The sequence below is a fragment of the Spongisporangium articulatum genome, from assembly GCF_044465595.1.
Lineage (GTDB): Bacteria > Actinomycetota > Actinomycetes > Actinomycetales > Kineosporiaceae > Spongisporangium > Spongisporangium articulatum.
The window spans coordinates 85,993-103,845 of record NZ_JBITLV010000005.1 but is presented as its reverse complement, the minus strand read 5'-3'; the positions used below and the strand labels follow the sequence as shown (position 1 = coordinate 103,845).

Sequence of the window (17,853 nt, the reverse complement as noted above, 5' to 3'; positions counted from 1 at the left end):
GGGGCCGGACCTCACCTGACCAGCGCATTGCCGATAAATCCGATCGACTTCGGTGCCTTTGCGAGCCAGTAGCGGTTCGTGTGGACGCCGTCCCCGAAGTCGGTCTCGGGCGCCGTCCCGGTGGCCTTCCCCAGGTCCTGCGCGTACGTGCGGGCGGCCCACCAGAACGGGTCGGCGCGACCGCAGTCGATCTTGACCCGCACGCCCGTCAGCGCCCGCAGCCGGGCGCGGGTGAAGACGTCGTTGCGCTCGAAGTCCTCGCGGTCGTCGAAGGCCCCGGCCGCGCTGTCTCCCGGCTCCAGCCACAGGGCGGGGGACTCGGCGACTACCCCGGCCACCCGTTCGGACCCCAGCCGGGCGGCCAGCAGCAGCGCGCCGTACCCGCCCATCGACCAGCCGAGCACCCCGATCCGGTCGTTCTCCGACGCCTGCAGCCCCCGCCGGGCCAGCAGCGGCAGGAACTCCTCCAGCAGCATCCCTTGGGCGTCGCCGTCCCGCCGCGGGTGCCAGTACGTCTCCCCGCCGTCGACGGCGGCCAGCGCGAACGGGGGCACCCCGGCCGCCACGGCCGCCGAGAGCACCTGGGGGTAGCCGATCTCCTGCATCCCCGCGGCACTGGCCCCCCGCCCGTGGAGCACCAGACAGACCGGCAGGCGGGCGTCGTCCTCGAACCCCCGGGGGTAGGAGACGGCCCAGTTCACGTCCACCCCGCGCCGGTGGGAACGGAACCGGCCGGAGGCCGACGGCCCGGTCGGGACGGCGGGGACGGCGCCGGCCGGGCCGGTCAGGCCCAGCCACTTCAGGGCGGCCACGCGGCCGGGCAGGACGTCCTCGTAGACCAGGGCGCCCGCCGTCCCGATCAGGCCCAGCCCGCCCAGCACGCCGGCGGCCAGGATCGCGCGGCGGGCGGGTCCCCCGGTGGTGACGGTCACACCGAGCCAGGGTGCTTTGCCTCTGGCAGGCTGTCCATACTCCGAACACCACCACTGAACTGATGCAACTGATGCAAAGGAGCGCGACGGCTCATGGGTCGCCTGCAGAACACTGAAGGTCTCACCGACGACCAGCGGGAGATCCTCAAGGCCGTCAAGACCTTCGTGGATGAGCAGATCATCCCGGTCGCCAACGAGCTGGAGCACAAGGACGAGTACCCGACGGCGATCGTCGAGGGCATGAAGGAGATGGGGATCTTCGGCCTGATGATCCCCGAGGAGTACGGCGGCCTGGGCGAGTCCCTGCTGACCTACGCCCTCTGCGTCGAGGAGATCGCCCGGGGCTGGATGAGCGTCTCGGGCATCATCAACACCCACTTCATCGTCGCCCACATGCTGATCCACCACGGCACCGAGGAGCAGAAGCAGAAGTACCTGCCCCGGATGGCCGCCGGCGAGCTGCGCGGCGCCTTCTCGATGAGCGAGCCGCACACCGGCTCCGACGTCTCCGCCATCAAGGTCAAGGCGACCAAGGGTGAGCCGACGGCCGACGGGGTGGACACCTGGACCATCAACGGCGAGAAGATGTGGCTGACCAACGGCGGTTCCTCGTCGCTGGTCGCGGTCCTCACGAAGACCGAGCTGGGCGAGAAGTCGGTCTACAAGAACATGACCACCTTCCTGGTCGAGAAGGAACCGGGCATTGGCAAGGTCGGCAAGGGCCTCGAGGTCCCGGCCAAGATCGAGAAGATGGGCTACAAGGGCGTCGACACCACGCCGCTGGTCTTCGACGGCTACGAGACCACGAGCGCCGAGATCCTCGGTGGTGAGCCCGGCAAGGGCTTCTACCAGATGATGGACGGCGTCGAGGTCGGCCGTGTGAACGTCGCCGCCCGCGCGTGCGGCCTGGCGATGCGCGCCTTCGAGGTCGGCATCGAGTACGCCCAGCAGCGCGAGACCTTCGGCAAGCCGATCGCCGAGCACCAGGCCGTGCAGTTCCGCCTGGCGGAGATGGCCACCAAGGTCGAGGCCGCCCATCAGATGATGATCATGGCCGCCCGCAAGAAGGACTCGGGTGAGCGCAACGACCTCGAGGCCGGCATGGCCAAGTACCTGGCCTCGGAGTACTGCGCGCAGGTCGTGGAGGACTCGTTCCGCATCCACGGCGGCTACGGCTACTCGAAGGAGTACGAGATCGAGCGGCTCTACCGCGAGGCGCCGATGCTGCTGATCGGGGAGGGCACCGCCGACATCCAGCGCATGATCGTCGGGCGTCGCCTGCTGGAGCTGTACAAGAGCAAGAGCTGAGCGGCTAGCACGTGATCGAGGGCCGCGCACACGCAAAGGGTGCGCGGCCCTTGACATCTCAAGGTGCGGTCAGTACAAGGCGCTCCTATCGTCGGGGGTATGACCACCACGACTGACGCACCCAGCAGCAAGGCCCCCTCGTTCGACAAGCCGTCGTACACCGTGCCCGGTCTGAGCCTCGACACGGGCCGGAAGGTGGCCGAGATTCTCCAGCAGCGCCTCAACGCGCTGAACGACCTGCACCTGACCCTGAAGCACGCCCACTGGAACGTGGTGGGCCCGCACTTCATCTCGGTGCACCAGATGATCGACCCGCAGGTGGACGTCGTGCGCGAGTTCGCCGACGCCGTTGCCGAGCGCATCGCGACCCTCGGCGCCTCGCCGGACGGGACGCCGGGCGCGATCGTCAAGCAGCGCACCTGGGACGACTACTCGGTCGGCCGGGCGGGCGCGATCCAGCACCTGGCCGCGCTCGACATCGTCTACACCGGGGTCATCACCGACCACCGCAAGGCGGCCCAGGAGACCGAGGACCTCGACGACGTCACCAACGACCTGCTCGTGGGTCAGCTGCACCAGCTGGAGCTGTTCCACTGGTTCGTGCGCGCCCACCTGGAGAACGCGGGCGGGGAACTGAGCACCTCGGGCCTCTCGTCCGAGGGTGAGGCCGCGGCCAACGCCGACCGGGCCGGCACCCAGTAATCTCCCAGTCGATTCGCAGGCGGCTCCGGTTGCGGGGCCGCCTGCGGTGCGGGGGAGAATGATCACATGTCGAACCTCGGTCCCACCGGCGCCGCCCGTCCCGGCCTGCCCACCCCGCCCCGCGGCGACACGATCGCGTCGTACCGCACCTACGTGGAGGCGCAGCGGGCCGTCGACTACCTGTCGGACCAGCACTTCCCGGTGCAGTCGGTGACCATCGTCGGCGTCGACCTGCAGATGGTCGAGCGGGTCACCGGCCGGCTCACCTACCCGCGGGTGGCGATGTCGGGTCTCTTCTCGGGCGCCTACTTCGGCGCGATGATCGGGTTCCTGCTGCTGATCATCGGGGCGGGCAAGGACGGCTCGTGGCTGGCGGCGATCCCGCTCGGCGCCGCCTTCGGCCTGGCCTACGCGCTGCTGGCCTACTCGCTGACCGGCGGCCGGCGTGACTTCAGCTCGACCTCGCAGATCGTGGCCACCGAGTACCGGGTGCTGTGCCTGCCCGAACAGGCGGGCCGGGCGATGAACCTGCTCCGCCAGCTGGAGGGCGGCACCGGGCTCGGGGCGAGCACGCCGCAGCCGTACCCGCCGCCCCCGCCCACCCAGGTGCCGGCCGGGGGCTGGGGCACCCCGCCGTCCGCGCCGGCTCCGCAGTCGCCCGCCGACGAGACGCCGGCCCCCGCTCCGACGGGCCCGACGTACGGCGAGATGATCGAGAAGAAGCGGCGCGAGGAGCGGGAGGCGGCCGAACGCGCGGCCCGCGGCGAGGGCTGACGCTTCATGATCACCGGTACGGTGCGCCGATCGGTAGTGCAGCTACCGATCGGTGCATGCACGCGGTGATCTTGGTCAGCTGAGCGCGAGCGCCCGCCGGACGCCGGCCACGAACGCCTCCGGCCGCTCCCAGGCCGCGAAGTGCCCGCCCGACGCCTCGATCTCCCAGGACCGCACGGCGTACCAGCGCTCGGCGAACTCCCGGGGCGCCTTCACCAGGTCGTGCTCGAACTGGGTCACCGCCAGCGGCGTCGCCAGTCTCTCGAGCACCGCGGGCGGGCGCTCGACGTAGGCCGCGAACGACGAGCCGATGGTGCCGGTGACCCAGTAGAGCGTCAGCCAGGTGAGCAGGTCCTCGCGGCCGAAGGCGGTCTCGACGTCGCCGCCGCAGTCGCTCCAGCTGCGCAGCTTCTCGAGGATCCACGCGGCCAGCCCGGCCGGTGAGTCACCGAGCCCGACCGCCAGGGTGTGCGGCTTGGTGGCCTGCTGCTGGAGGTACGCGCCCTCGGTGCGGGACCACTCCTGCGCCCCCGCGACGTATCGCCGTTCGGCCTCGGTCAGCTCCGCCGGTGGCACGCTGGCCAGCCGGTTCAGCGGTATGTCGGTCAGGTGCAGCGCGGCCACCGTTGTGGGCGCCTCCCGGGCCATCGCCTCCGCGACCCCGGTGCCGATGTCGCCGCCGGCCACCACGCAACGCTCGTGGCCGAGCTCGGCCAGCAGGGCCAGCACCCGGGTGCCCATCGCCGGGCGCGCGCCGGACCCCGGCTCGGTCGTCGCGGGCCCGAACGGGTAGCCGGGCAGGGCGGGGACGACGACGTTGACGTCGGGCAGCAACGGCAGCACCCGCTCGAACCGCAGGAACGAGTCGGGCCAGCCGTGCAGCAGGACGACGGTCGGCGCCCCGGCGTGCTCGGCCCGCTGGTGGATGGCGAACCCGTCGTCGAACGGCACCCACGGCAGGCTCAGGATGCGCTGCTCGTGCGGTCGCCAGTCGTAGTCCTCGGCCCAGTAGGTGAGCAGGCCCGACAGGTAGTCGGGGTCGGTGCCGCGGTCCCACCCCGTGCCGCGCGTGAGCGCGACCCGCCGGGTGGCGCGCAACCGGCTACGCAGGTCGTCGAGCACCGCGTCGTCGACGGCTTCGGGAAGTCTCATGCGAGGGACGCTAGTCCCGGCCCCCGACGGTCAGGTACCGCCGCCCATCGTCGACGCGGCGATCTCGGGTGCTATTTCCATCCGAGATCGCCGCGTCGACGATTAGGCGCTCTCCAGGACGGCGTCGAGGACGGCCAGCAGGACGGCGTCCGCGGCGGCCGCCTGCAGCATCAGCAGTTCCAGCCCCTGCACGTCGACCTCGCCGGTGGCCAGCCCGAACACGGTGTCGCCGTCGACCAGCAGGTGGGCGGGGTTCACCCCGCGGGCGATGCCGTCCTGGGCACCCGCGGCCAGCCGCGTCACCTGGGCCGGGTCGAGCCGGGCGTTGGTGGCGACGACGGCGAGCGTGGTGTTGGTCGCGGGCGGCACGAAGATCCCGGCGTCGCCGGAGGGCACGCGCGGGCGTCGGTGCGCCAGCAGTTCGTCCCGGTCGACGTCGGCGGGGACGAACGCCGTCCCGAGCAGCGCGTCCGTGGCCGGGTCGTACGGGCTGCCCGCGGCGTTGAGCACCACGAACGCCCCGACCTCGACGCCCTCCGGGCCGCCGACGGGCACGTGCCGGGACGACGTCCCCACCCCACCCGGCCGCCTCGCACCGTCGATCCGGGCTCCGGTCCCGGCGCCGACGGCCCCGCGCGGGGGTGGTGTGGCCCCCGACGCGCGGGCGGCGTCCAGGCCCATCCCGGCGTCGGGCCGGGCGGCGAGGTCCCCGCCCCGGCCCAGGTCGAAGATCGCGGCCGCCGGCACGATCGGCACCCGGATCGAGGTCGGGTCCTCCGGCGGCCCGGCCGGGAAGCCGAGGCCCTGCTCCTCGCACCAGCGTTGCACGCCACCCGCCGCTGCGAGCCCGAAAGCGCTTCCGCCGCAAAGGGTCACGGCGTCCACGGTGGGTACGAGGGTGGTCGGGTGGAGGGCGTCCGTCTCGTGCGTGCCGGGGCCGCCGCCGCGCACGTCGACCCCGCCGACCGTGCCCGGGGGCGGGACGACGACGCTCACCCCGGTGAGCCAGCCGCCACCCGTGCGCTGCACCTGCCCGACGCGCACGCCCGGCACGTCGGTGATCGAACCGAACCGGGTCATGGCGCCGACCCTAGTTGCGGTTACGCGCTGGTACGACCGGAAGAGCGCGCGGACCAGCGCGTAACCGCAGGGGTCAGAGCCAGCCGTTGCGCTTGAAGCCGCGCCACAGGAACAGGCAGACGCCGGCCATGGCCACCATCAGCGACGGGTAGCCCCACGGCGAGCTCTGGCCGGGCATGTGCTGGAAGTTCATCCCGTAGATGCCGGCGATCATCGTCGGCACCGCGGCGATCGCGACCCACGCCGAGATCTTGCGCATGTCCTCGTTCTCGGCGACGGCCACCCGGGCCAGGCCGGCCTGCAGCATCGAGGTCAGCAGCTCGTCGAACGCGGCGATCTGCTCGTGCACGCGGGCCAGGTGGTCGTCGACGTCGCGGAAGTACTCGCGGATGTCGGGGTGGATCATCCGGCGCGGGCGCTCGGCCAGTTCGCGCAGCGGGGCCGCGAGCGGCCAGACCGTCCGCTTGGCCTCGATGATGTCCCGCTTCAGCTGGTAGATCCGCTCGATGTCGGTGCCGCCGCGGGGCGCGAAGACCTGGCGCTCCAGCTCCTCGATGTCCTCCTGGATCGCGTCGACCACGGCCAGGTAGTCGTCGACAACCTTGTCGGTGACGGCGTGCAGGACGGCCGAGGGGCCCAGCGCCAGCTGGTCCTCGTTCTGCTCCAGCCGGCGGCGCAGCCCCGACATCGAGGCGTGCCGGCCGTGCCGGATGGTGACCACGAACCAGTCGCCGACGAACACCATGATCGTGCCGGTCTCGACCAGGTCACCGCCGTCGTGCCGCTCGACGCTGTCGACGTAGGCGAGCGTGCGGATGGCCACGAAGATGTCGCTCTCGTGCCGCTCGACCTTGGGCCGCTGGTTGGGCGAGGCGGCGTCCTCCAGAGCCAGCGGGTGCAGGTTGAACACCGCGCCGAGCTCGTCGAGCTGCTCGGTGGACGGCTCGTGCAGGCCCAGCCAGACGAAGCCCTCGCCCTCGCGGGCGACCTTCACGGCCTGCTCGAAGTCGTCGGGGTACTCGCGCAGGCCGTCGCGGTAGAGCGCCCAGTCGACGGCGGCGTCGAGCAGGGCGTCGGTCTTGGGCACCTCGACGACGGCCTTCGAGCTGACGGCGGCCTTGCGGGCCTGCGCGGCGGGGCGGAGGACCGCCAGCGGCATGGGCAGCGAGGGACGGGTCGAGGGGTACAGCGGGTTCAGCGGGTTCCGGGCCATGGCGGCTCACCTCCAGGGAGGGTGGCCGCGAGCGGGCGCTCGGCCTCAGCTGCGCGTCAGTGCGTCACCGGGTCGAGCGTTCGTCGCGGAGGGACGTCGGGACTGTGAGAGGTGCTATTTGAGGGCACCCGAGTCACCTCCTCCGGTAGGCAGACGCTCAACCGTCGCCAGCCTACGCCTGGATGATCAAGCACCCCGGCCCAAGCGGACGACCCTCACCCAATCGGCAGAACATCCGCGGGTGTTACACCTGTCACCGGATGTGACGCCGGACACCGTGGCTCGCCGGCGCCGCCCGGTCCGTGAGGGGCCCGTGATGGGCACGGTGTCACACAGTGCTCACCCGGTGGGCGCGGTGTCACACCGTGCTCAGGGCTCAGCGGGTCTCGTTGGCGAGTTGTCGGTGCCGGGCGGCAGGATGCGTCCCAGGGGTTCGGAGCGAGCAGGGACGGCGGGTGGCGGCGACGTGCTGACGGTGCACCGGTCGCGCACGGGGGAGGCGCTCGTGGCGGGCCTGGCGGGCGTGCTCTCCGCGGCTCCGGCCGACCCGTTCACCCCCGACGTCGTGGCGGTGCCCGCCAAGGGGGTCGAGCGCTGGATCGCGCAGCGCCTGTCGCTGCACCTGGGCGCCGGCCGGGCGGGGGACGGGGTCTGCGCGAACGTCGAGTTCCCCTGGCCGCGGGTGCTGCTCGACGACGCCGTGAAGGCGGTCTCGGCCGAGCACGCCACGTCGGTCGAACGCTGGGCCCCGGCCGCCGCCCGCTGGCCGCTGCTCGAGCTGCTCGACGAGAACCTCGACGCCGGGTGGGCCGCGACCCTGGCCCGGTACCTGGGCGAGGCGGCCGGTGAGCACGGCCGGCGGATGGGCATCGCGACCCGGCTGGCCTCCTTCTACGACGCCTACGGGCGGGCCCGGCCGCAGATGCTGAGGTCGTGGGCCGAGGGCCGGTTCGAGACGGGGGCCGGCGAGCGGGTTCCCGAGGACCTGCTCTGGCAGCCCGAGCTGTGGCGGCTGCTGCGCGAACGGCTCGGCCCGGCGCCCGCCGAACTGCTCGGCGACGCGTGCGCACGGCTGCGGGTCGAACCGGAGCGGGTGGCGCTGCCCGACCGCTTCTCGGTGTTCGGGGCCAGCCGCCTGGCCCCCGGCCACCTGGCGGTACTGGCCGCGCTGGCCGAGCAGCGCGACGTCCACCTGTGGCTGCACCATCCGTCACCCGCGCTGTGGGACGGCGTGGCCGCCTCACCGCTGCTCGCCGCGGGTGGGGTGCGCCGTCGGGTCGAACCGCCGGCCCGCAACGCCTTCCTGGCCTCGATGGCCCGCGACCTGATCGAGCTGCAGCGGTTGCTGGCGGTACACGCGCCCGCGGCTCACCAGGTACTGCACACCGGGCCCGAGCCGCCGCCCACCCTGCTGGGGCGGTTGCAGGGGGCGCTGGCCGCCGACGAGCCGGACGCCGGGGCCCCCGAGGCCGTGTTCACGGTGCCGCCGGGCGACCGCAGCGTGCAGGTGCACGCCTGCCACGGCCGCAGCCGGCAGGTCGAGGTGCTGCGCGAGGTGGTGCTCGGGCTGCTGGCGGCCGACCCCACGCTGGAGCCGCGCGACGTCCTCGTGATGTGCCCCGACGTCGAGACGTTCGCCCCGCTCGTGGCGGCCGCGTTCTCGCTCGGCCCGGAGAGCCCGCAGGCCCACCCGGCCACCCGGCTGCGGGTCCGGGTGGCCGACCGGGCGCCCGCGCAGCTCAACCCGCTGCTCGAGGTACTGGCCCGGGTGTTGGAGCTCGGCACCGCGCGGGTCACGTCGGCCGAGGTGCTCGACCTGTGCGGGGCGGACGCCGTGAGCCGCCGGTTCGGCTTCGACGACGACGGCCTCGAACGGCTGCGCGGCTGGGTCGCCGACTCGGGGGTCCGGTGGGGCATGGACGACGCCCACCGGTCGCGCTGGCAGCTCGACCGGATCGCGCAGGGCACCTGGCGGGCGGGCCTCGACCGCCTGCTGCTCGGCGTGGCCACCGGTGGCGGCCCGTTCGGCGACGTGCTGCCGCTGGACGAGGTCGACAGCTCCGACATCGACCTGGCCGGCCGGTTCGCCGAACTGCTCGACCGGCTGGGCGAGGCCGTCGAACTGATGTCCGCCACCCACCCGGCCGCCGACTGGCGGGCCGGGTTGGAGCGGGCCGTGCTGGCCCTGGCGGACGTCGACGACCGGTCCGCCTGGCAACGGGTGCAGTTGCGCGACCTCCTGGAGGAGGCGTTCGCGGGCGGGGGCGAGGCGCCGCTCGGGCTGGCCGACGTGCGGAACCTGTTGTCCGACGAGCTGTCCGGGCGGCCCACCCGCGCCGGGTTCCGCACCGGCACCCTGACCGTGTGCACCCTGGTGCCCATGCGCTCGGTGCCGCACCGGGTGATCTGCCTGATCGGACTGGACGACGGCAGCTTCCCCCGCCAGTCGGTGCGCGACGGTGACGACCTCCTGGCCCGGGATCCGTGGATCGGGGAGCGCGACCCGCGCAGCGAGGACCGCCAGCTGCTGCTCGATGCGGTCTGCGCCGCCCAGCAGCACCTCGTCGTCACCTACGCGGGGATGGACGAGCGCACCGGGGCCCGGGTGCCACCGGCCGTCCCGCTGGGCGAACTGCTCGACGAGATCGACCGGGTGGCGACGACCTCCGATGGTCGCCCCGTGCGCGACCTGGTCACGACCCGGCACCCGCTGCAGCCGTTCGACCCGCGCAACTTCGGGGCGGACGGCGGGGCGCCGGTCAGCTTCGACGTCGCCGCGCTGGAGGCGGCCCGGGCCCTGGAGGCCGAGCGGGAGGGGGTGCGGCCCTTCCTGCCCGGGCCGCTCGCGACCGTCGGCCCCCTCGGCGAGGTCGAGCTGAAGGACCTGCGCGACCTGCTGCTCCATCCGGCCCGGGGCTTCCTCGCCCAGCGGCTGCAGGTGCGGGTCACGCGCCCCGAGGACGAGCCGTCCGAGGTGCTGCCCGTGGCGCCGGACGCGTTGGAGAAGTGGGCGCTGGGGGAGCGGCTGCTGACCGCCCGGCTGGCGGGCGTCGACGTCCAGGAGTGCCTGACCGTCGAGCTGCTGCGCGGGGCGGTGCCGCCCGGCCCGCTCGGGGTGGAGCTGGTGCGTGAGGTCGGGCGGCTCGCGGAACCGATCGTCCGGGCCTCGGCACCGGAGCGGTCGCAGCCGGCCGAGTCGCGGGACGTCGACGTGGCGCTGCCGGGCGGTATCCGGCTGACGGGCACCGTGCGCGGCCTGCGCGGTGACGTGCTGCTGTCCACCACGTACTCCAGACTCGGCCCCCGGCAACGGCTCTCGGCCTGGGTCGACCTGCTGGCCCTGACCGCGTCGGAACCCGGGCGGCCTTGGCGCGCCGTCGCGGTCGGTCGCGGTGAGCGGGGCGCGGCCGCCCGCAGCGAGCTCGGCCCGGTGGCCCCCGACGACGCGCGGGCCGCGGTGGCGGAACTGCTCGAGGTGTACCGGGCCGGGCTGCGGGCTCCGCTGCCCCTGCCGCTGAAGACCGCCAGCGTCTACGCGGCGTCCCGGCACCGGGACCGGCGGCGTGCGTCGGCGCTCTACCAGGCGGGCGGGTTCTGGAAGGACACCCGCGACTTCCCCGGCGAGCGCTCGGACGACGAGCACGTGCTCGTGCACGGTCGCGGGGCGCCGCTGGAGGTGCTGCTCGACGAGGCGCCCTGGCCCGGGGAGGGAACCGGGCCCGGGTGGGCGACCGACGAGGAGGACCGGTTCGGCCTGCTCGCGCGGCGGGTCTGGGGCCGGTTGCTCGATGCGGAGCGGACCGTATGAGCGCACCGACGTCCGCCCGGCAGACCGCGCTGTCCATCGTCCCGGCGCCGCCCGCACGCTTCGACCTGATCGGCCCGCTGCCCGAGGGCACGGCCGTGCTCGAGGCCAGCGCCGGCACCGGCAAGACCTTCACCATCGCCGCCCTCGTGGCCCGCTACGTCGCCGAGGGCGTGGCCGAGATGGACCAGCTGCTGGTCGTCAGCTTCAGTCGCGAGTCCACCCGCGAGCTGCGCGAACGGGTCCGGGAACGGCTGGTCCAGGCCCGCGACGCACTCCTCGACCCGGGCGCGGAACCCGCGGACGACGTCCTGCGGCACCTGCTCGACGCCGACGGGACGGAGGTCGAACGGCGGGCCCGCCGGCTCACGGTCGCGTTGGCGTCGTTCGACGCCGCCACCGTCACCACGACGCACGGGTTCTGCCAGCAGGTGCTGCTCGCGCTGGGCACGGCCGGCGACTACGACCTGGGCGACGAACTGGTCGAGGACATCGGCGACCTGGCCCGCGAGGTCGCCGACGACCTCTACCTGCGCAAGTGGGGGACGCCGGGGGCGCCCGCACCCGACCTGACCCGCGAACAGTTCCACGCACTCGCGCTGGCCGTCGCGCGCGACCCGGCCACCGCGCTGCTGCCCGACCCGGCGACCCCCGACCTGCCGGGCCTGCGGGCCCGGGTGGCGACCGCCGTCCGGCGCGAGCTCGACGTCCGCAAGCGGCGCCTCGGCATCGTCGACTACGACGACATGCTGCTGCGGCTGGCCCGGTTGCTGCGGGACCCGGACCGCGGCCGGCACGCCTGCGCGCGGCTGCGCGACCGGTACCGGGTCGTGCTGGTCGACGAGTTCCAGGACACCGACCCGGTGCAGTGGGACATCCTGCGCTCGGCGTTCCACGGGGTCCGCACGATGGTGCTGATCGGTGACCCCAAGCAGTCGATCTATGCGTTCCGCGGCGCCGACGTGCACGCCTACCTCGACGCCGTGTCGGTCGCCGCGTCCCGGCACACGCTGCCGACCAGCTACCGCAGCGACGCCGCGCTGCTGGCCGGGTTGGGGGCGGTGTTCCGCGGGGCGGCCCTGGGTGACCCGGCGATCCGGGTGGTCCCCGTCGACGCCACCCACACCGGCCGGATGGTCGCGACCGGGGGAGCGCCCGTGCGGCTGCGTGTCGTCGGCCGCGACGGGCTGCGCGCCAGCAACCAGGGGCTGGTCTACGCGTCCGAGGGCCGTGAGTCGGTGGCCCGCGACGTGGCGGGCGAGATCGTGGCTCTGCTGTCCGACCCGGCGGCCCGGGTGCATCCGCGCGACGGCGGCCCGGACCGGCCCGTGCAGCCCGGGGACGTCGCGGTCCTGGTGCGGACCAACGAGCAGGCCCGGCTGATCGCCGAGGAACTCGTCGCCGCGCGCGTGCCGATGGTGCTGACCGGGCGGCGCAGCGTCTTCACCACCACGGCCGCCCAGGAGTGGCAGCTGCTGCTGGAGGCGCTCGAGCAGCCGCACCGGCCCACCCGGGTCAATCGGCTCGCGCTGGGCTGTTTCGTCGGGGCGAGCGCCGCCGATCTGGCCGCGGCCGGCGGTGACCGGTTGACCTCGCAGCTCGGGCTCGACCTGCGGGCGTGGGCCCGGGTCCTGGCCGAACGCGGGGTGGCCGCGCTGTTCGAGACCCTGAGCCAGGAGCGGGCGGTGCAGCAGCGGTTGCTGCGGGCCGAGGGCGGCGAACGGCTGCTCACCGACCTGCGGCACATCGCGCAGACCCTGCACGAGGCCGGGCAACGCGACCGGCTCGGCCTGACCGCGTTGCTCACCTGGCTGCGCCGCCGCCGGGTGGAGGCGGCTCGCGACGGCGGCCTGGAGCGCAGCCGGCGGCTGGAGTCCGACGCGGCGGCCGTGCAGGTGATGACCGTGCACGCCAGCAAGGGCCTGGAGTTCCCGGTCACGATGGTCCCGTTCGGCTGGGACCTGTGGGTGCAGGACCGGCCCAGCACCGCCGTCTTCCACGAGAACGGGCGCCGTCTCCGGGACGTCGGCGGGCCGGGCGGCCCCGACTGGGCGGCCCACGCCGCAGCGCACGTCGTCGAGGAGACCGACGACGAGTTGCGGCTGGCCTACGTCGCCCTGACCCGCGCGCAGTCGCAGTTGGTGCTCTGGTGGCTGCCGGGCACCACCACGTCGCGTGCCCCGCTGCACCGCCTGCTGATGCACGAGAACCCGGACGGCCTGGCCCCGCAGAACGTCCCGGTGCCGTCGGACGCCGAGGCGCTGGCCGTGCTGCGCGCGCGGGCCGAGGCCGCATCGGGTGCCCTGGCCGTCGAACCGGTCGTGCACCGGTCCCCGACCCGCTGGACCCCGCCCGCCGTGCCCGCCGCGGCCCTGTCGGCCGCCGTGTTCGACCGCGAGCTCGACCTGGAGTGGCGCCGCACCTCGTACAGCTCGTGGACGGCGGCCGCGCACGAGCAGCCGCCCGGTGCCTCGATGGCGGCCTCGATCGGCAGCGAGCCGGAGGCCGGGCAGCGCGACGACGAGTCCGACGAGGTGGAACCCGACGCGGTGCATCCCGGCGACCCCGACGCGGGGTTGGACGACGTCGCCTCGGCCTGGGACGACCTGCCGGGTGGGCCGCGGTTCGGCACCGTCGTGCACGGGGTCCTCGAGCTGCTGCGCGACCCGGGCGACGACGAGCAGCTGCACGCCGCGGTGCGCGCGGAGACCGGCCGGTCCGCGCCCTGGCTGGACGCCGAACGCCTCACCGACGCGCTGCGGGCGTCGCTGGCCACCCCCCTCGGGCCGCTGGCCGGTGGCGTGACGCTGGCCGGGATCGACGCTCGGAACCGGTTGCCGGAGCTGGAGTTCGAGTTCGCCCTCGGCGGCGGCGACACCCCGGTCCCGGCCGCGGGCGTGCTGCACGACCTGGCCCCCCTGTGGCGGCGGCTCTGCCCCGACGGGCCGCTGGCGGGCTACGCCGACGTGCTCGAACAGCTCGACCCGGCGCCCCTGCGCGGCTTCCTGACCGGCAGCGTCGACGCCGTCCTGCGCCTGCCCGTGGACGGCCAGAATCGTTATCTGGTGGTCGATTACAAGACGAACCGGTTGGGTGGGGTCGACCGACCGCTGACCGCGTGGAACTACCGGCCGGCGGCCATGGCCGAGGCCATGATCGAGGCGCACTACCCGCTGCAGGCCCTGCTGTACGACGTCGCGCTGCACCGGTACCTGCGCTGGCGGCTGCCCGGCTACGACCCGGCCCGCCACCTCGGTGGCGTGTTGTACCTGTTCCTGCGCGGGATGACCGGCCCGCAGCCCCGGTGCGCCGACGGGTCGGTGCCCGGCGTGTTCAGCTGGCACCCTCCGCACGAACTGGTGCTCGCGACGTCCGACCTGCTGGCGGGGGTGACGGGCCCGTGACCGGGCCGGCCACCCGGGCCCGGGACGGGCTCGGCGCCGAGGTCGCGGCCCGGGCGAGCGGCCTGCTGGCCGCGTTCAACGACGCCGGGCTGATCACCGCCGCGGACGTGCAGGTCGCCACCCGGCTGGGAGCGATCGCGGGGGAGACCGACGAGACGGTCCAACTGGCCGTGGCGCTGGTCGTCCGGTCGACCCGTCACGGGTCCGTCGTCCTCGACCTGCGTACCGCCCAGCAGACGGTCACGGCGGACGACGTCGAGGCGCTCGCCGACCTGTCGAGCGCGGAGCCGGCGGCGGAGACGCTCGAGTGGCCGGAGCCCGAGGCGTGGGTGGCCCGGTGTGCGGCGTCGTCCCTGGTCGGGCCCGAGGCGCCGCTGCGTATGGAGGGCGGCCGGCTGTGGCTGGCCCGCTACCGGGAGCAGGAGGAGTTGGTGGCCCGGGAGCTGCTGGCCCGGGTCGCCGAAGCCCCGACCGACCTGGACCTCGCGGTGCTCGAGACGGGTTTGGACCGGCTCTTCGCCCCCGCGGACGCCGACCAGCGCGAGGCCGCGAGAATCGTCGCCACGCACCGGGTCAGCGTGCTGGCCGGTGGTCCCGGCACCGGGAAGACCACGACGGTTTCGCGGCTACTGGCCCTGCTGCGCGAACAGCGGCCCGACGCCCGCATCGCGCTGGCCGCGCCCACCGGCAAGGCCGCGGCCCGGCTCGAGGAGGCGGTGCGCTCGTCGTCCGCGCGCCTGGCGGCCGCCGACCGCGATCGGCTCGGCGAGCTGCCCGCCGTCACGTTGCACCGGTTGCTGGGCTGGCGCCCCGGCGGCGGCCGCCCCCGGCACGACGCTGCGAACCGGCTGCCGCGTGAGGTGGTCGTCGTGGACGAGGCCTCGATGGTGTCGCTGACCCAGATGGCCCGGCTGCTCGAGGCGCTGCGGCCGAGCACCCGGCTGGTGCTGGTCGGCGACCCGGAGCAGCTGGCGTCCGTCGAGGCCGGCGCCGTCCTGGGTGACCTGGTCGCGGCCGAGGGGGGTCCGGCCGTCGCCCGGCTCACGACGAACCGCCGGTTCGGGGGCGTCGGCGTGCTGCCCGACCTGGCCGCCGCCATCACCACGGGCGACGCCGACCGGGCCCTCGCCCTGCTGCGGTCCGGCGCCCCCGAGGTCGAGTTCGTCGAGGTCGAGGAGGGGGTCGTCGCGCAGGAGGCGGCCCTGGCCGGGGTGCGCGGCGACGTCGAGACGACGGGCGCCCGGTTGCACGCGGCGGCCGAGACCGGTGACGCCGCAAGGGCGCTCGAGGCCCTCGAGGAGCACCGGGTGCTGTGCGCGCACCGGCTCGGCCCGCGGGGCGTGCAGTACTGGGGTCAGCTGGCGGCCGGCTGGGTCGCCGCGACCCACCCGCTTCGCCCCGGCGGCCCCCTCATGGGTGGCCACTACCCCGGACAACCCCTACTGGTCACCGAGAACGACTACGAGGCCGGGCTGTACAACGGCGACACGGGGGTCGTGGTCCGCGTCGGGGGCGAGTTGGTCGCCATGTTCGGCCGCGGCGCCGACCCGATCCCGGTGCCCCTCGGCCGCCTCGGCGCGGTGCGCGACGTGCACGCGATGACCGTGCACCGCAGCCAGGGCAGCCAGTTCGACCGGGTCACCGTCGTCCTGCCGCCCGCCGACTCACCGCTCGGCACCCGGCAGACCCTCTACACCGCGGTCACCCGGGCCCGGCGCTTCGTCCGGGTGATCGGGTCGGCCGACTCGTTCGCGGCCGCGGTCGAGCGCCTGGCCTCCCGCGCCACGGGCCTGCGCGAACACCTCCAAAGTTGATCATGCAGAAACCTCGCGGTTGCACAGGGTCTGGTGGGCGGCCCGCCTGACCGGATCGCGAGGTTTCTGCATGATCAACTTCTAGAGGGAGCGCATCCAGGCCTCGACGGCGTCCGGGTCGCGGGGGAGCGCGGCCGAGAGGTTCTCGACGCCGTCCTCCGTCACGAGCACGTCGTCCTCGATCCGCACCCCGATCCCCCGCAGCTCCGCAGGCGCCAGCAGGTCGGTCGGGCCGAAGTACAGACCGGGTTCGATCGTGAACACCATCCCGGGCCGCAGGGGGGCGTCCAGGTACATCTCCCGCCGGGCCTGTGAGCAGTCGTGCACGTCGAGGCCCAGGTGGTGGCTCGTGCCGTGCACCATCCAGCGCCGGTGGAACTGCCCGTCGCTCGACAGGGACTCCTCGACCGTCCCCGGCAGCAGCCCCCACTCGTGCAGCCGCTCGGCGATCACCTGCATCGCCGCCGCGTGCACGTCGCGGAACAGCACCCCCGGCTTCGCCACGGCGAACGCGGCGTCGGCGGCGTCCAGCACCGCCTGGTACACCCGGCGCTGCGGCTCGGTGAACGAACCCGTGACCGGCAGCGTGCGGGTGATGTCGGCCGTGTAGAGGCTGTCCACCTCGACGCCCGCGTCGACCAGCACGAGATCACCCGACGAGACGGGCCCGTCGTTGCGGATCCAGTGCAGCGTGCAGGCGTGCGGCCCCGACGCGGCGATCGTGTCGTAGCCGACGGCGTTGCCCTCACGCCGGGCCCGCGACTCGAAAACCGTTTCCACGACCCGCTCCCCGCGCACCGCGGCCACCGCCTCGGGCAGCGCGCGGACGATGTCGGCGAACCCGTCCGCGGTCACGGCGATCGCCAGCCGCATCTGCTCGACCTCGTACTCGTCCTTCACCAGCCGCAGCTCGGAGAGCACCCGCGCCAGCTCGGCGTCCCCCTCGCGCCCCGCCTCGGTGCCCTGACCCGCGGCCGCGCGGGCGTCGTCCACCAGCGCGTCGACCGCCGGGTCCGCGTCGCGGACGACCCGCACGGGCACGGTGCCGACGTCCTTGGCGACGGCCTCGGCCAGCTCGTCCAGGTGCCGGACGTCGAGGCCGGTCTCGGCCGCCACCTCCTCCAGGCTCGGCCGCACCCCGACCCACAGCTCGCCGTAGCGCGGGTTGGCGTAGAACTCCTCGGAGTCGCGTTCCGCGCGGGGGCGGAAGAACAGGACCGCCGAGCCGTCGGGCTCGAGCACGAGGACGGCGTCCGGCTCGCGGTCCGTGCCCAGCCCGGTGAGGTGGGCGAAGGCCGAGTGCGGCCGGAAGCGGTAGTCGGTGTCGTTGCTGCGGGTGCGCAGCACCCCGGCCGGGACGACCAGCCGGTCGCCCGGCAGTGCGGAGCTGACCTGCTCGCGCCGGGCCCGGGCCCAGGCGGACGACGGCAGCGGTGCCGGGAGCGCGTCGGGCCGGGGGCCCCAGCCGGAGGCGATGAACTTCCGGAACGCGGGGGACGACGGGCGCTGCCGGTGCTCGACCTCCGGCTCGGCGGTGGGTTCCTCGGCTTCGGCGGGAAGGTCGGTCATCCCTCCATTGTGCCTCGGGTGAGGAAGGCCACGCCGTGTCGGCTGCCCGCGGGTGGGCCCGGGGGGCAGCATGGCGGGCGGTTCACCCGTGACTAGAGAG

The 17,853-nt window shown here is 74.2% G+C and carries 11 protein-coding genes; 6 read left to right on the top strand and 5 right to left on the bottom strand.

Annotated features, from left to right (window positions below):
* Positions 1-11 precede the first annotated feature (11 nt).
* On the bottom strand, positions 12-932 hold the full coding sequence (locus tag ACIB24_RS15465) for an alpha/beta hydrolase (protein ID WP_398282161.1): 921 nt from the start codon (positions 930-932) through the stop codon (positions 12-14).
* 93 nt (positions 933-1,025) lie between these two features.
* Between ACIB24_RS15465 and ACIB24_RS15460 the strand changes: the two genes are divergently transcribed.
* From ACIB24_RS15460 to ACIB24_RS15450, 3 genes are all read left to right on the top strand, one after another.
* The gene (locus ACIB24_RS15460) at positions 1,026-2,240 is read left to right on the top strand and encodes an acyl-CoA dehydrogenase family protein (protein ID WP_398282158.1); all 1,215 of its coding nucleotides are present in this window, start codon (positions 1,026-1,028) and stop codon (positions 2,238-2,240) included.
* Between the two features lie 99 nt (positions 2,241-2,339).
* Positions 2,340-2,942 (top strand): Dps family protein, encoded by a 603-nt coding sequence (locus ACIB24_RS15455; RefSeq protein ID WP_398282156.1) that lies wholly within the window; start codon positions 2,340-2,342, stop codon positions 2,940-2,942.
* 66 nt (positions 2,943-3,008) lie between these two features.
* A complete protein-coding gene (locus ACIB24_RS15450) occupies positions 3,009-3,716 on the top strand; it encodes a general stress protein (protein ID WP_398282153.1) in 708 nt (235 codons plus the stop codon).
* A 75-nt stretch (positions 3,717-3,791) separates the two neighbouring features.
* Here ACIB24_RS15450 and ACIB24_RS15445 read toward each other — a convergent pair whose 3' ends face one another.
* From ACIB24_RS15445 to ACIB24_RS15435, 3 genes are all read right to left on the bottom strand, one after another.
* Complete coding sequence (locus tag ACIB24_RS15445; RefSeq protein ID WP_398282150.1) at positions 3,792-4,868, bottom strand: epoxide hydrolase family protein; 1,077 nt, start codon at positions 4,866-4,868, stop codon at positions 3,792-3,794.
* Between the two features lie 102 nt (positions 4,869-4,970).
* Positions 4,971-5,948 carry a P1 family peptidase gene (locus ACIB24_RS15440; RefSeq protein ID WP_398282148.1) on the bottom strand — a complete coding sequence of 326 codons (978 nt, stop codon included), beginning with the start codon at positions 5,946-5,948 and terminating at the stop codon, positions 4,971-4,973.
* Between the two features lie 73 nt (positions 5,949-6,021).
* The gene (locus tag ACIB24_RS15435; protein ID WP_398282145.1) at positions 6,022-7,161 is read right to left on the bottom strand and encodes a magnesium and cobalt transport protein CorA; all 1,140 of its coding nucleotides are present in this window, start codon (positions 7,159-7,161) and stop codon (positions 6,022-6,024) included.
* 466 nt (positions 7,162-7,627) lie between these two features.
* On the opposite strand from ACIB24_RS15435, the gene recC reads away from it, so the two are divergent.
* Genes recC through recD form a run of 3 tightly spaced genes read left to right on the top strand, consistent with a single transcriptional unit; the run spans position 7,628 to position 16,184 of the window.
* A complete protein-coding gene (recC, locus tag ACIB24_RS15430) occupies positions 7,628-10,969 on the top strand; it encodes an exodeoxyribonuclease V subunit gamma (RefSeq protein ID WP_398282143.1) in 3,342 nt (1,113 codons plus the stop codon).
* Positions 10,966-14,370 carry a UvrD-helicase domain-containing protein gene (locus tag ACIB24_RS15425; protein WP_398282140.1) on the top strand — a complete coding sequence of 1,135 codons (3,405 nt, stop codon included), beginning with the start codon at positions 10,966-10,968 and terminating at the stop codon, positions 14,368-14,370. The genes recC and ACIB24_RS15425 overlap by 4 nt, the downstream gene beginning before the upstream one ends.
* Positions 14,367-16,184, top strand: a complete 1,818-nt coding sequence (gene recD, locus ACIB24_RS15420) for an exodeoxyribonuclease V subunit alpha (protein WP_398282137.1) — start codon at positions 14,367-14,369, stop codon at positions 16,182-16,184. Before ACIB24_RS15425 ends, recD begins: the two co-directional genes overlap by 4 nt.
* 81 nt (positions 16,185-16,265) lie before the next feature.
* Here recD and ACIB24_RS15415 read toward each other — a convergent pair whose 3' ends face one another.
* Complete coding sequence (locus tag ACIB24_RS15415; protein WP_398282134.1) at positions 16,266-17,753, bottom strand: aminopeptidase P family protein; 1,488 nt, start codon at positions 17,751-17,753, stop codon at positions 16,266-16,268.
* Positions 17,754-17,853 lie beyond the last annotated feature (100 nt).